13 protein-coding genes are annotated in these 13,998 nt (G+C 64.0%); 9 read left to right on the top strand and 4 right to left on the bottom strand.

Features of this window, described 5'->3' with window-relative positions; genetic code table 11:
* Positions 1–25 precede the first annotated feature (25 nt).
* Complete coding sequence (locus PPL01S_RS20180) at positions 26–907, bottom strand: LysR substrate-binding domain-containing protein (RefSeq protein WP_016394875.1); 882 nt, start codon at positions 905–907, stop codon at positions 26–28.
* Positions 908–942: 35 nt separating this feature from the next.
* The gene (ggt, locus tag PPL01S_RS20175; protein WP_028625959.1) at positions 943–2,742 is read right to left on the bottom strand and encodes a gamma-glutamyltransferase; all 1,800 of its coding nucleotides are present in this window, start codon (positions 2,740–2,742) and stop codon (positions 943–945) included.
* Between the two features lie 115 nt (positions 2,743–2,857).
* Between ggt and PPL01S_RS20170 the strand changes: the two genes are divergently transcribed.
* Positions 2,858–3,493: an ankyrin repeat domain-containing protein gene (locus PPL01S_RS20170; RefSeq protein WP_016394877.1), complete on the top strand. Its 636-nt coding sequence runs from the start codon at positions 2,858–2,860 to the stop codon at positions 3,491–3,493.
* 42 nt (positions 3,494–3,535) lie between these two features.
* Here PPL01S_RS20170 and pobA read toward each other — a convergent pair whose 3' ends face one another.
* On the bottom strand, positions 3,536–4,723 hold the full coding sequence (gene pobA / locus PPL01S_RS20165; RefSeq protein ID WP_016394878.1) for a 4-hydroxybenzoate 3-monooxygenase: 1,188 nt from the start codon (positions 4,721–4,723) through the stop codon (positions 3,536–3,538).
* Between the two features lie 131 nt (positions 4,724–4,854).
* On the opposite strand from pobA, the gene PPL01S_RS20160 reads away from it, so the two are divergent.
* The 3 genes from PPL01S_RS20160 (at position 4,855) to PPL01S_RS20150 (ending at position 7,146) form a co-directional block, all read left to right on the top strand.
* Positions 4,855–5,733, top strand: a complete 879-nt coding sequence (locus tag PPL01S_RS20160) for a helix-turn-helix domain-containing protein (RefSeq protein WP_016394879.1) — start codon at positions 4,855–4,857, stop codon at positions 5,731–5,733.
* A 94-nt stretch (positions 5,734–5,827) separates the two neighbouring features.
* Complete coding sequence (locus tag PPL01S_RS20155; protein ID WP_028625960.1) at positions 5,828–6,226, top strand: MerR family transcriptional regulator; 399 nt, start codon at positions 5,828–5,830, stop codon at positions 6,224–6,226.
* Between the two features lie 20 nt (positions 6,227–6,246).
* Positions 6,247–7,146, top strand: coding sequence for a hydroxymethylglutaryl-CoA lyase (locus PPL01S_RS20150; protein ID WP_016394881.1), 900 nt, complete (start codon positions 6,247–6,249; stop codon positions 7,144–7,146).
* A 529-nt stretch (positions 7,147–7,675) separates the two neighbouring features.
* Here the strand turns inward: PPL01S_RS20150 and PPL01S_RS20145 are convergent.
* A complete protein-coding gene (locus tag PPL01S_RS20145; protein WP_016394882.1) occupies positions 7,676–8,200 on the bottom strand; it encodes an MgtC/SapB family protein in 525 nt (174 codons plus the stop codon).
* A gap of 239 nt (positions 8,201–8,439) precedes the next feature.
* On the opposite strand from PPL01S_RS20145, the gene PPL01S_RS20140 reads away from it, so the two are divergent.
* The 5 genes from PPL01S_RS20140 (at position 8,440) to PPL01S_RS20125 (ending at position 13,998) form a co-directional block, all read left to right on the top strand.
* Positions 8,440–8,679 carry a DUF3203 family protein gene (locus PPL01S_RS20140; protein WP_016394883.1) on the top strand — a complete coding sequence of 80 codons (240 nt, stop codon included), beginning with the start codon at positions 8,440–8,442 and terminating at the stop codon, positions 8,677–8,679.
* A 107-nt stretch (positions 8,680–8,786) separates the two neighbouring features.
* Complete coding sequence (gene ccoG / locus PPL01S_RS20135) at positions 8,787–10,187, top strand: cytochrome c oxidase accessory protein CcoG (RefSeq protein WP_373271161.1); 1,401 nt, start codon at positions 8,787–8,789, stop codon at positions 10,185–10,187.
* Between the two features lie 40 nt (positions 10,188–10,227).
* Positions 10,228–11,637: a GntR family transcriptional regulator MpaR gene (mapR, locus tag PPL01S_RS20130; protein ID WP_016394885.1), complete on the top strand. Its 1,410-nt coding sequence runs from the start codon at positions 10,228–10,230 to the stop codon at positions 11,635–11,637.
* A 62-nt stretch (positions 11,638–11,699) separates the two neighbouring features.
* Entirely contained in the window at positions 11,700–11,858 is a 159-nt protein-coding gene (locus tag PPL01S_RS25235; RefSeq protein ID WP_016394886.1) for a hypothetical protein, read from the top strand.
* Between the two features lie 64 nt (positions 11,859–11,922).
* Positions 11,923–13,998: a hybrid sensor histidine kinase/response regulator gene (locus tag PPL01S_RS20125; protein ID WP_028625961.1), complete on the top strand. Its 2,076-nt coding sequence runs from the start codon at positions 11,923–11,925 to the stop codon at positions 13,996–13,998.

Raw genomic sequence — 13,998 nt, 5'->3', positions numbered from 1 at the left:
GCCGGCGATAGGGCCAGTGCAGGCGCTACAATTCTCCACCCGCCAGCAACTCGGTCATCACCTCGGCCAACGCCTTGACCATCACATCCGCCGTCGGCCGATGGACGATGACGATTTCGTAGCTGTCCACCTCCGGCAGCCCCTGCTGCCCCCCCAGCACCCGATGCTCGCCAGTCGCTGCCCGTGGCGGCAGCAGGCTGATGCCCATGCCATCGGCCACCGCCGCCTGGATGCCGCTCAAGCTGGAGCTGGTGAAGCTGATGCGCCAGCGCCGGCCCATGCCTTCGATGGCGCTGATCATGTCCTCGCGGTACAACCCTCGTGGCGGAAAGGTCACCAACGGAATCGGGTCAAGCTCGAAGGACGGCAGGCGGGCACTGTCGATCCACTGCAGACGTTCCGGCCAGCACGCCACGCCCTCACGGGTGTTGCGCCGCTGCTTGAGCAGCACCAGGTCCAGCTCGCCATTGTCGTAGGCCTGGCTGAGGTCACGGCACAACCCGCTGGTGACCTCCAGCTTGACCTGCGGATGCAGGCGGCTGAACGCCGACAACGCATTGGTGGTGCGCCCGCCGACGAAGTCCTCGGGCACCCCCAGACGCACGGTGACACCGACCATGGCCCCGGCCAGGGCTTCGAGCATCTGGTCATTCAGCGCCAGCATGTGCCGGGCATAGCCCAGAAGGGTCTGGCCGGCGTCGGTGGGCAGCACGTCGCGGTTGCCGCGCACCAGCAAGCGGTGGCCGACCATTTCCTCCAGACGGCGCACCTTCTGGCTGATGGTCGACTGGGTCGAGTGCAGGCGCGCGGCGGCGGTGGTGAAACTGCCGCAATCGGCCACCACGACGATGGCACGCAGCAGGTCGAGGTCGAACAGGGCTCTATTCGATTTAACGCTGATGGACATCTTGGTATTCAACTTCTGAATGGCAAGAGTGACTTCTACCACGCCTGATCGCCGAGCGCCACGCCCTCGCGCCGTGGGTCCGCGCCACCCGACCAGCCGCTGGCCGTGCGCTGGATGATCTGCATGCCACTGGTCATGGTCAGCGGCGTGACCTCATGGCCCCAGGCCGCCAGCTGGCGAATCAACGCCTGGCTGGCCAGCCCGGCCTCGACTTCGGTACCGGCATTGCGGCTGCCGAAATTGGGCAGATTGGCGGCCTGTTGCGGGTCGAGCTGCCAGTCCAGCAGGCCTACCAGGGCCTTGTTCACGTAGCCGATGATCTGCGAGCCGCCGGGTGAACCGAGGCTGGCCACCAGCTCGCCGGAATCGCGGGCGAACACCAGGGTCGGGGCCATGGCCGACAGGGGGCGCTTGCCGGGTTCGACCCGGTTCGCGACCGGCTTGCCATCTTCCTGCGCAATGAAGGAGAAATCGGTGAGCTGGTTGTTCAGCAGAAAACCCTCGACCATCAGGTGCGAGCCGAACGCCGCCTCCACCGACGTGGTCATGGCAAGGGCCTGGCCGCTGTCATCGACAGCGGAAAGGTGCGAAGTGGAAATGCGCAGTGGCGACCGGTCCGGGGCCCCCGCAAGGGTGGCGCCCTGGGGCGTGCCGGAGCGGGCGCGTTTCATGCTGTGCTCGCCGACCAGCGTTGCACGCCCGGCCAGGTAGTCGGGGGCGATCAACGCCTTGATCGGCACCGGCACGTAGTCGCTGTCGGCCAGGTACTGGGCCCGGTCGGCGAAGGCCAGGCGTTCGGCTTCGGCGATCAGGTGGACTGCCAGCGCAGTGGGCTCCAGCCCCGCCGGGGATGCGACCTTGCGCGGCGGCTGGGTGGCCAGGTCGCGCTGCGGCGAAGACCGCTGCAGCGCGTCAAGAATGCCCATGGTCTGCAGCACGGCCACGCCACCCGAGGAAGGCGGCGGCATGCCGCAGATCTGCCAAGCCTTGTAAGGACCGCACAGCGGCGTGCGCGCCTTGGCCTGGTACTGGCGCAAGTCCTCCAGCGACAGCGTGCCGGCGTTGGCATGGCTGCGCACCTGAGCCACCATGGCTTCGGCGATCTCGCCGGTGTAGAAGGCATCGACGCCCTGATCTGCCAGGCGTTCGAAGGTGTGCGCAAGCTCAGGATTGCGCAGCAAGGTGCCTACCGCCAGTGGTTTGCCCTGCTCATCGAGGAAATACCGGGCCATGGCGGGGGAGCTTGCGATGAAGGGGTCTTCGGCTATCAGGGCATGAAGGCGTTCGGAAACCGCAAAGCCTTGGCGCGCCAGGGCGATGGCCGGTTTGAACAGTTCGTCCCAAGGCAACTTGCCATGTTGCGCGTGGGCCATCTGCAAAGCCCGCAACACGCCAGGCACGCCCACCGAGCGGCCGCCGATCTGAGCGGCGCGAAACGGCATAGGGGTACCGTCGGGTTGCAGGAACAGCGATTCGGTAACGCCAGCCGGCGCCGTCTCGCGGCCGTCAAAGGCCTGCACCTGCTTGCCATCCCAGTACAGGATGAAGCCCCCGCCGCCAATGCCACTGGATTGCGGCTCGACCAGGGTCAGCACCATCTGCATGGCGATCGCCGCATCGATGGCACTGCCACCGGCCCGCAGCATCGCCCGCCCGGCCTCGCTTGCCAGCGGATTGGCCGCAGCTACCATGTGCCGACTGGCGTGTACCGGTTGAAGGCCGCTGCGATAGCCTGACTGCGCCTCCGGCGGCGCGGGCAGCACCTGGTCGGCAAAGGCCCAGTTGCTTGCGGCGGCCAGGCACAAGGCGGCGATCGCGGGCGTCGGACATTTCATCGGTAGGCTTCCTGCTTCAGCTATTCAGCGGGGCACTGTGGGTCATGCATATTCTTGACTTCAACCCCTGCCGTCGATTTTCTAGGATTGCGGCAGACATTCAGGAGCCTTTGCCATGCGTTTGCCCCTTGCCACCCTCGTCCTATCGCTGTTCAGCTGCCTTGCCCTCGCCGAGACGCCCGCCATGCACGACGCCGCCGCACACAATGACACCAGCACCCTGCAACACCTCCTCGAGCAGGGCGCCGAAGTGGACAAGCGTGATGACCAGGGACGCACCGCCCTGATGGTCGCCACCCACGCCAATCAGGTCGCAGCGGCGAAAGCGCTGATCGAAGCCGGTGCCGATGTGAACGCCAAGGACAACATCGACGACAGTCCCTACCTGTATGCCGGTGCCCGGGGTTTGAACGATATCCTGCGCTTGACCCTCGCCCATGGCGCCGACCTCAAGAGCACCAACCGCTATGGCGGCACGGCGCTGATCCCCGCCGCTGAACGCGGGCATGTGGAAACCGTGCAACTGCTGATCGATGCCGGGGTCGACGTCAACCACCTGAACCGCCTGCACTGGACCGCGTTGCTCGAAGCGGTGATCCTCGGCGATGGCGGGCCGCGGCATGTCGAGATCGTCCGGCGCCTGCTGGCGGCGGGTGCGGATCGGAACATTGCCGACAAGGACGGGGTGACCGCGCTGGAGCATGCACGCCAGCGCGGGTATCGGGAGATGGAAGTGCTATTGGCCCAATAACAGATTGCAACCTTGCCACTGTGCCTGTGGGAGCGCTTTTCGTCAGGTTACTGCTTCGAACGGCAACCCCACATAGTTCTCGGCAATGTTCACCAGCCCCGCGTGGGATGACAGGAAATACTCCCGGTCGGCCTCCTGCATCTTCTGGTCCCAGGCATCCTGGTGCTCGCCGAAATCATGCAGCAATTGGGTCATGAACCAGCTGAAGCGCTCGCCCTTCCATACCCGGCGCAGGGCCAGCGGCGAGTATTGCTGCAGCAAGTCGGTACGCCCCTCGCGGTAGACATTGAGCAAAATCCGATACAGGTAATTCACATCCGAGGCCGCCAGGTTGAGGCCCTTGGCACCGGTCGGCGGCACGATATGCGCGGCATCTCCGACCAGGAACAAGTGGCCGTACTGCATCGGCTCGACGACTTGGCTGCGCAACGGCGCGATGCTTTTTTCCAGGGCCGGGCCAGTCACCAGGCGCGCCGCCACATCGTCCGGCAAGCGGGCCTTGAGCTCGTTCCAGAAGCGCTGGTCGGACCAGTCCTCGACACGCTCTTGCAACGGCACTTGCAGGTAGTAGCGGCTGCGCGTCAGCGAGCGTTGGCTGCACAGCACGAAGCCACGTTCATGGTGGGCGTAGATCAGTTCATGGCTGACCGGCGGCGTATCGGCCAACAGGCCCAGCCAGCCGAACGGATAGACCCGCTCATAGTGCTTGAGCACACCGTCCGGGATGCTTTGCCGGGAAACGCCGTGGAAGCCGTCGCAACCGGCAATGTAGTCGCAGTCCAGGCGTTGCTGCTGGCCATCGTGGTCGAAGGTCACGTAGGGCCGCTGGCCCTTGAGTTCATGGAGCCGGACATTGCTGGCCGAATAGAGGATGGGCGCGCCGCTGACCGAGCGGGCCTCCATCAGGTCGCGGGTGACTTCGGTCTGGCCATAGACCATCACCGTCTTGCCGCCGGTCAGCCCCTTGAGGTCCAGGCGTTGTCGCCGACCACCGACCAGCAGCTCGACGCCGTCATGCACCAGGCCTTCGCGGTCCATGCGCTCGGCCACGCCCGCCTCGCGCAGCAGGTCGACCGTGCCCTGCTCCAGCACACCAGCGCGAATGCGGCCCAGCACGTAGTCGGGGGTCTGCCGTTCGAGAATGACCGTGTCGATGCCTGCCTTGTACAGCAGCTGACCGAGTAACAGGCCGGACGGACCGGCGCCGATGATTGCTACCTGAGTCTTCATTGTTGTTGTCTCGTGCAATTTGGGTATGCACTTGCATTTTTACGGGCAACAGCTGCCAAATAGCTGTGCAATTGCATGTAAAAACTGCACTTTTACTAAAAACGTTCGATTAACGGACAGGCCAGCAGCCTATGCAATCCTCCCTCCCCGGCGTCCCCTTGTTCCAGCTCTATGGCGAAAACCAGGCGTGGCCCGGCACCGACCTGTTGCACTGCGAGTCGATTCCGGCGCGCAGCCGGCTGCACCACTGGGAGATCAAGCCGCACCAGCATGCCGAACTGTTCCAGTTGCTGTATGTGCAGCGCGGCCAGGTGGACGTGGAGATCGAGGGCGTGCACAGCGCCATCGGCGAGGCAGCAATCCAGGTGGTGCCCCCGCTGACGGTGCACGGCTTTCGCTTCAGCGCCGACATCCAGGGGCATGTGCTGACCTTCGGCACGGCGCTGGTGGCTGACCTCGAGCAACGCCTGCGTGCACCGCTGGGGGTGCTGGCCAAGGCGGCGTGCTACCCGCTGGGCAAGGACCGCACGCACCTTCGCAGCCTGATCGATACCTTGCAGCAGGAGTACCAGGGCAACGCACCGGGGCGCTCGGCCCTGCTCGAAGCATTGGTGACGGCGCTGATGGTGTGGATCAGCCGGCGCCAGCAACTGGGCCTGGCGCCGCGCAACCGCGATGAACGCGACCGGCAACTGCTTGGGCAGTACCTGCGCCTGGTCGAGGCGCATTATCGTGAGCATCTGTCGGTGGAAGACCTTGCCGCGCGCTTGAACATCCCGAGCCTGCACCTGAACCAGCTGTGCCGGGCGTTGTGCGGGCAGACTGCACTGCAGGTGCTGCACCAGCGCCTGTTGCTCGAGGCGCGGCGCAACCTGGTCTACACCCGCATGAGTATCGGACAGCTTTCAGATAGCCTGGGCTTCAGCGACCCCACCTATTTCGCGCGTTTCTTCAAGCGCTTGAGCGGGCAGACGCCCAATGGGTACCGGCGCGCGGTGCAGCCTGGTTGATTGGCGGGTGCCTGCAGTGCCCTATCGCCGCTCTGCTTGACGTAAACGTCAACCTGCCTTCAGGATACCGGCATACCCCACGCCGAGCCCAAGCATGAGCAGCCAGACCTACAGTATTTCCGACCTGTCCCGCGAATTGGACATCACCACCCGTGCCATCCGCTTCTACGAGGAACAGGGCCTGCTCAGCCCCGAGCGCCGTGGCCTGGAGCGTATCTATTCGGCGCGCGACAAGGTCAGCCTGAAGCTGATCCTGCGCGGCAAGCGCATCGGCTTTTCGCTGGCCGAATGCCGTGAGCTGATCGAGCTGTACGACCCCGCCAGCGGCAACCTCAAGCAGCTCAACAGCATGCTGGCGAAAATCGCCGAGCGCCGCGCCCAGCTGGAACAGCAGATGCTCGACATCCACCAGATGCAACTGGAACTGGACACCGCCCAGGAGCGCTGCGAACAGGCCCTGGCCGCCACCTTGAACAATAACGACAACCGTTGACCCGCCACAGGAATCCCGCCATGTCCTTGCCCGAAAAAGTCCGCCTGGTCGAAGTCGGCCCCCGCGACGGCCTGCAGAACGAAGCCCAACCCATCAGCGTCGCCGACAAGGTACGCCTGGTCGACGACCTCAGCGCGGCCGGGCTGGGTTACATCGAAGTGGGCAGTTTCGTGTCGCCCAAGTGGGTGCCGCAAATGGCCGGGTCCGCCGAGGTGTTCGCCGCCATCGAGCAACGCCCCGGCGTTACCTACGCGGCACTGGCCCCCAACCTGCGCGGTTTCGAGGATGCCCTGGCGGCCGGGGTGAAGGAAGTGGCGGTGTTCGCGGCGGCCTCCGAGGCGTTCTCCCAGCGCAACATCAATTGCTCGATCAGCGAAAGCCTCACGCGTTTCGAACCGATCATGGAGGCCGCCCGCAGCCACGGCGTGCGGGTGCGCGGTTACGTGTCCTGTGTGCTCGGCTGCCCGTATGAGGGCAAGGTGAGCGCAGAACAGGTCGCCCCTGTCGCCAAGGCCTTGCATGACATGGGCTGCTACGAGGTATCGCTGGGCGACACCATCGGCACCGGCACGGCGGGCGATACCCGCCGCCTGTTCGAAGTGGTCTCGGCCGTGGTGCCACGCACGCAATTGGCCGGACACTTCCATGACACCTACGGCCAGGCGCTGGCCAATGTGTACGCCGGCCTGCTCGAAGGCATCAGCGTGTTCGACAGCTCGGTGGCGGGCCTGGGGGGCTGCCCTTATGCCAAGGGTGCCACGGGCAACATCGCCAGCGAGGATGTGGTGTACCTGTTGCAGGGGCTCGGCATCGAAACCGGGATCGACCTCGACAAGCTGATCGCCGCCGGGCAGCGTATCAGCCAGGTACTGGGCCGGGCCAATGGCTCGCGCGTGGCGCGGGCGCGCAGCGCACAGTGATTCACACGGCTGTCACACAGGTGTGGGCGGGAGTGTTACCGCCCCCACCCGAGCCAGCAGAAAATCGGGTAACAGGGAAACAAATCGACAGAATTTCAGGTCTCCCGGTTTTCGCAATTTCTGCTAAACCATTGATTTATAAGAACTTTAAAAAGTTGGCACGGCATCTGCTATATCTTTGGTACAACAACAACAAAAATGCGATACCCAATAAAAACAACAGATAACGGCTCTGACATAACAAGAACAACACGGCAGAGGCGTAGCAAGCAGATCTTTTTGAAGTCGACACGCTTTTCAGGGGTTCGCCCCGCGATCTGACACAGAACAATAAAACTACCTCAAGGTAGCGGCAGTCAGGATCGGATCTTCGATGAAAGCAGGTCAGCGCTCAAAAAAATACGTTTGCTCTTGACCCCGCATGGGGGTCGCCCGCGACATCAAGGCAGGCTTACAAAAACAACAAATGGCCGGTCTTCAATAATAAAAAGAGCAGGCAACAACGCTTTGAGGGGAGCTTCGGCTCCCCTCAGTGCTTCTCGCCCCCCTCCTCTTCCTCCTTCCGTTTCCCCTGGTCTTCCCCCTCGACCTTATCCACCACTATCGGCATCGTGGCCAGTACCAACAGCGCCAGCAGCGTGCTGATCAGCGCCGTGGCTTCCCGCCCCATGCCTGCAGCCGTGCCGATGGCCGCCGTCATCCACAAACCGGCAGCCGTGGTCAGGCCTTTGACATGGCTGGTGTTCTGGCCATTGCCCTTGAGAATGGTACCGGCACCGAGAAAACCGATACCGGCGACGATACCCTGGATCACCCGGCTCAAGGCTTGCTCATCGGCACCGGCCATGCTCGGCGCCAGCACGAACAGCGCAGCGCCCATCGATACCAGCATGTGGGTGCGCACCCCGGCGGATTTGCCCTTGTGCTCGCGCTCGAAGCCCAGCACGGCACCAAGCACCGCCGCCATCAGCAGGCGCAGGAGGATGCGGGTGACTTCGGTTGCGTCGGTGATATCGGCGAATTCTGCTTGCAGGGTTTGCCAGACAACGTCCATCGAAAATGTCCTCATGGGGGCCTGCGCGTCGCCTGTAGGAGCCGGCTTGCCGGCGATAGGGCCCAGGAAAATTTTTGCCTGCCCTGGCCTCATCGCCGGCAGCCGGCTCCCACAGAGAGTGTACGGGCCTCTGAAGGTTGACCTGGATTTGGCAAACAAAGTGCCCCGCCCAGCGCATCGATGCAGCAACCTGCCACCTCTGGCGGTCACACCTGTAACTGCAACCGGAGGACCACCCCATGCCCGTCGAAATCGAAGAAAGCACCCGCCGCTGCACCCTCATCGGCGAAGACCTGCGCATCGAAGGCGAAGGCCCGGACATCGAGATCGTTACCGACGAGCAGTTGCACATGTCGGTGGCACTTCTGGCCGGCCAGCGCGTGCCCATTACAGAGGCCGAGGCCGATGCGTTGACCGTCGCAGGTGCGGTGGATAGCCGCAGGCACCTGAAGGCCAGCGTTCCAGGCTCGGTGATATGAGGCCCGGGCGGGTTTCCATAGCCATCTGATACGGTTTTTATCGCGCCACCTGAGTCTGTGCTGAAAACAGACAGGGGGTCATAGTGCTCACGCCTGATCGAGGCCTGATGAGCACCCTAGCCATGCACGAAAAAATCGAAGTCATCCAGATCGATGCCAAACGCAGTACCGCCAGCGGCATCCATACGCGCAGCTTCACAGGGATGTACCGCAACCTGCGCATCGGGTTCGCCGGCCTGCTGTTCGTGCTGTTCTTCGGTACCGCCTGGCTCGACTGGGACGGCCGACAGGCGGTACTGTGGGACTTGGCCAACAGCAAGTTCCACATCCTCGGCACCACCTTCTGGCCGCAGGACTTCATTCTGCTTTCAGCCCTGCTGATCATTGCCGCCTTCGGCCTGTTCGCCATCACTGTGTACGCAGGCAGGGTCTGGTGCGGCTATAGCTGCCCACAAAGCGTCTGGACCTGGCTGTTCATGTGGTGCGAGAAGATCAGCGAGGGCGATCGCAACCAGCGCATCAAGCTCGCCGCCGCGCCCTGGTCCCTCGGCAAACTCGGCCGCCGAACCCTCAAGCACGGCCTGTGGATTGCCATCGGCGTGCTGACCGGGCTGACCTTCGTCGGCTACTTCACCCCGATCCGTCCCTTGGCCCAGGAACTGTACACACTGCAACTGGATGGCGTTGCGCTGTTCTGGGTGCTGTTCTTCACCGCCGCTACCTACCTCAATGCTGGCTGGCTGCGCGAAGCGGTGTGCTTGCACATGTGCCCTTACGCACGCTTCCAGAGCGTGATGTTCGACAAGGACACCCTGGCCGTGGCCTACGACCCGCGCCGAGGCGAAGCACGCGGCCCGCGCAAGAAAGGCAGCGATGCCCGCGCCCAGGGCCTGGGCGATTGCATCGACTGCACCCTGTGCGTGCAGGTCTGCCCTACCGGCATCGACATCCGCGACGGCCTGCAGATGGCCTGCATCGGTTGCGCGGCCTGCATCGATGCCTGCGACAACGTCATGACGAAAATGAACTACCCCCGCGGCCTGATCGGTTACAAGTCCGAGCACAGTCTGCAAGGCGGCACCACTCACTGGCTGCGCCCGCGCCTGCTGGGTTACGCCACAGCCCTGCTGGTGATGATCGCGGCGCTGGTGGTGGCCTTGCAGATGCGGCCGATGGTATCGCTGGACGTGATCAAGGACCGTGGCCTGTTCCGCGAAAATGCCCAGGGCCAGATCGAGAACATCTACCTGCTGAAGATCATCAACAAGACCGAGCACGCCCAGCGTTATCACCTGCGTCTGCTGGATGCCGAAGGCTTCTCCCTGCAGGGGCGCAGCGAACTGGTCATTGCGGCCGGCGAGATGAGCGAGCTTCCGGTTTCGGTGGCCATGCGGGCCGGGCGCCCCTCCAGCAGCTCGCGAGAACTGACGTTCGAGATCCAGGACAGCGACCAGCCGGCAGTACGCAGCGTGGCGCGCAGCCGCTTCGTGGCGCCGCTCAACCGCTGATCCCTTACACTCAACCCTTGACCTTGCCTGCCGAGCCCTCATGAAACGTTACGAACGCTTCGCCGACGACATTGCCGAACTGATCCGCTCCGGGGTACTCGGCCCCGGCCAGCGCGTGCCGTCGGTGCGTTACGCCAGCCAGACCCACGGCGTGAGCCCGTCCACGGTGTTCCAGGCCTACTACCTGCTCGAGCGCCGCGGGCTGATCCGCGCCCGGCCGCGTTCGGGTTACTTCGTCAACGCCCACGCGCCACGCCCGTTCAATGAACCCCTGGCGTTGGAGCCGCAGGGGGAGTCGACCCATGTCGACGTCAGCGACCTGGTGTTCTCCATCCTCGAGTCGATCAAGGACCCGGGCACGGTGCCGTTCGGCTCAGCCTTCCCCAGCCCGGAACTGTTCCCGCTGCAGCGCCTGTCGCGCTCGCTGGCCAGTGCCAGCCGGGCCATGGACCCGCGCATGGTGGTCACCGACCTGTCGCCGGGCAACCCGCAGCTGCGCCGGCAGATCGCCCTGCGCTACATGGTCGGCGGGTTGATGTTGCCCATGGAGGAGCTGCTGATCACCAACGGCGCGCTGGAAGCCTTGAACCTGTGCCTGCAGGCCGTCACCGAGCCGGGCGACCTGGTGGCCATCGAGGCACCGGCGTTCTATGCCTGCCTGCAGGTACTGGAGCGGCTCAAGCTGAAAGCCGTGGAAATCCCGGTGCAGCCGCGCGAAGGCATGGATCTGGCGGTGTTGGCCCAGACCCTGGACAAACACCCGGTCAAGGCCGTGTGGTGCATGACCAATTTCCAGAACCCGGTTGGCGCCAGCATGCCCGAGGCAAAGAAGCAGGCACTGGTCGAACTGCTGCGCCGCCACCAGGTACCGCTGATCGAAGACGACGTCTACGCCGAACTGTACTACGCGCAACAGGCGCCCAAGCCTGCCAAGGCCTTCGACACCCAGGGCCTGGTGATGCACTGCGGCTCGTTCGCCAAGAGCCTGGCACCGGGCTACCGTATCGGCTGGGTGGCTGCAGGGCGCTTCGCACAGAAGATCGAGCGGCTCAAGCTGATGACGTCGCTGTGCGCCTCGATGCCGGCCCAGGCGGCCATCGCCGACTACCTGCAGCACGGGGGCTACGACCGCCACCTGCGCAAGCTGCGTTATGCACTGGAAGGCCAGCAGGCCAACATGCTCGCGGCAATCGCCCGGCACTTTCCGGCGCAGACGCGGGTCAGCCAACCCGCTGGCGGCTATTTCCTGTGGCTGGAACTGCCCGAACAGATGGATGCCCTGAAGCTGTTTCACATGGCGCTGGCACAGGGCATCAGCATCGCCCCGGGGCCGATCTTCTCGCCCACCCGACGCTTCGGCAACTGCATTCGCCTGAACTACGGCAGCCCCTGGAGTGACACCGCGCAAGGCGCCATGGAAACGCTCGGACGGATCATTCGTTCGTTCTGAAAGCAGACGGCCATCGGCGCGTCTATAGTGATCACCATCGTCGACGAAACCCAGGCAGACCAGTGGACGAAGTAGCGGTGCTTTTCATCACTGGCTACGGCGAAGGCACCGCCAAGGCCTGGCAAGGCAGCCGAACCCACATCCTCTACAAACCTTTCGCGCTTGATGACCTCAAGCAACAAGTCGAACGCCTGTTGTCACGCCAGCGGGTAGCTCCCTGAGTCGCTATGCACCCGCTGCAAGGACAGGCTAAAGTCACGCCAGTCATTTCTGTCGGAAGTCGGCATGCCATCGCCCGATCCAAACACCCTGCATCAGCAAATCCAAGCGCTCCAGCAGCAAAATGCCCTGCTGGAGTCGCGCCTGACCCGCTACCAGGAGCAGGACCAGAACATCTACCGCTTTCTGTTCGACACCATGGACGAAGGCTTCTGCATCATCGAGTTCTTCGACGGCCCGCACGGCCCGCTGAGCGACTACGTGCATGTGCTGGCCAACGCAGCCTATGCCAAGCACGCCGGGATCCCCAATGTAGTCGGGCAGAAATTGCGCGAGATGGTGCCCGATGAAGCGAATGACTGGGTGGCCCGCTACGGTGAGGTATTGCGCACTGGCGAGCCGCTTCAGTTCGAACAGGAACTGGTTGCCACCGGCCATGTACTGTCGGTGAGCACCTTCCGCATCGAGCCGCCGGAACGGCGCCAGGTAGCCGTGCTGTTCAAGGACGTGACCGCACGACGCAAGGCAGAACTGGCCCTGCAGCAGCTCAATGAAGAGCTCGAACAGCGGGTCAACACCGCCCTCGCCGAGCGGCGCCTGTTTGCCGAACTGGTCGAGCACGCCGTGGTCAACGTCCATGTGGTCGATGCCAACATGCGTTGGCTGGCCGTCAACCGCCAGGCCAAGGCGGATTTCCACACCCTGCACGGCCGCACGCCGGAGGTGGGCGATCACTTGCCGACCCTGATGGCCGGTGCGGGTGCCGATCTCCAGCAGACCCTGGCCATGTGGCGCCGGGCACTGGCTGGCGAGCAGTTCACCGAAATTGCCGCCTTCGGCGAAGCGAGCAACCTGCGCCACTATGAACTGCGCTTCAATGCCCTGCGTGACCAGGAGGGCGCCTTGCAAGGCGCCTACCTGTTCGCCTACGAGATCAGTGAACGGGTCAAGGAACAGCAGCGCCTGGCCCAGGCCGAACAAGCGCTACGCCAAGCACAGAAAATGGAAGCCGTGGGCCAGCTCAGCGGCGGTATCGCCCACGATTTCAACAACCTGCTGGGCAGCATCCTCAATGCCCAGGAGCTGATGCAGCAACGCCTTGATCAAGCCCGTTACGATGAACTGCCACCCTTGCTGGAATTGTCCAGCAGCTCGGCACAGCGGGCCTCTTCGCTGGTGCACCGATTGATGGCCTTCTCGCGCCAGCAGACCCTGCAGCCCACCGCCACCCAGCTCACGGTGCTAGTGAGCGGCATGGAAGACCTGCTGCGCCGCACCATTGGCACGGCCATCACGCTGCGCAGCCACTTCGACGAGCCGCTGTGGCCGACCTTCATCGACCCGCCGCAACTGGAAAGCGCCCTGCTCAACCTGTGCATCAATGCCCGTGACGCCATGCAGGGCGCAGGGGCGATCGATATCCACGCAGAGAACATCGTGCTCGACGGCGAACAGGCACGGTTGCTGGAGCTGCCCTGCGGCGACTACGTGCGCCTGAGCGTGGTCGACAACGGTCGCGGCATGAGCGCGGAGGTGGCGGCCCGTGCCCTGGACCCGTTCTACTCGACCAAGCCCATGGGCCAAGGCACCGGCCTTGGCTTGTCGATGACCTATGGTTTCGTGCGCCAGTCGGGCGGCCAACTGCACTTGCTGTCGAGCGCTGGCACGGGTACTCGGGTCGAGCTGTATCTGCCGCGCCACCTGCAACAACCCTCAGCATCGGCCCGCAAATCCGAACCCCTGCAGCTGAACCGCCAGGGCGCCACTGGCCAACGCATCCTGTTGGTGGAAGACCAGGCGGCCCTGCGCCTGGTGATAGGCGAGGTGCTGGAAGAACTGGGTTACCAGGTCGAAGCCTTCGATAACGCCCCTACCGCCCTGGCTCACCTGCAACACGCCGAACGCCCGGACCTGCTGCTGAGCGACATCGGCCTGCCCGATGGCCTGAACGGCCGCCAGCTGGCCGAACATTGCCGCCAGCAGTATCCCGACCTCAAGGTGCTGTTCATCACCGGCTACGATGAAAGCGCGGCGCTGAGCGATGGCCAATTGCTCAAAGGCACCAGCGTGCTGACCAAACCCTTCGATCTGCAAGCCCTGGCAGAACGCGTTCGCCAACTGCTCGCGAATGAGCTGCCCTGA

It is taken from the genome of Pseudomonas plecoglossicida NBRC 103162 = DSM 15088 (assembly GCF_000730665.1).
GTDB classification, from domain to species: Bacteria; Pseudomonadota; Gammaproteobacteria; order Pseudomonadales; family Pseudomonadaceae; genus Aquipseudomonas; species Aquipseudomonas plecoglossicida.
Note: the sequence above shows the minus strand (reverse complement) of the source record. Positions and strands in the feature narration are given on the sequence as shown.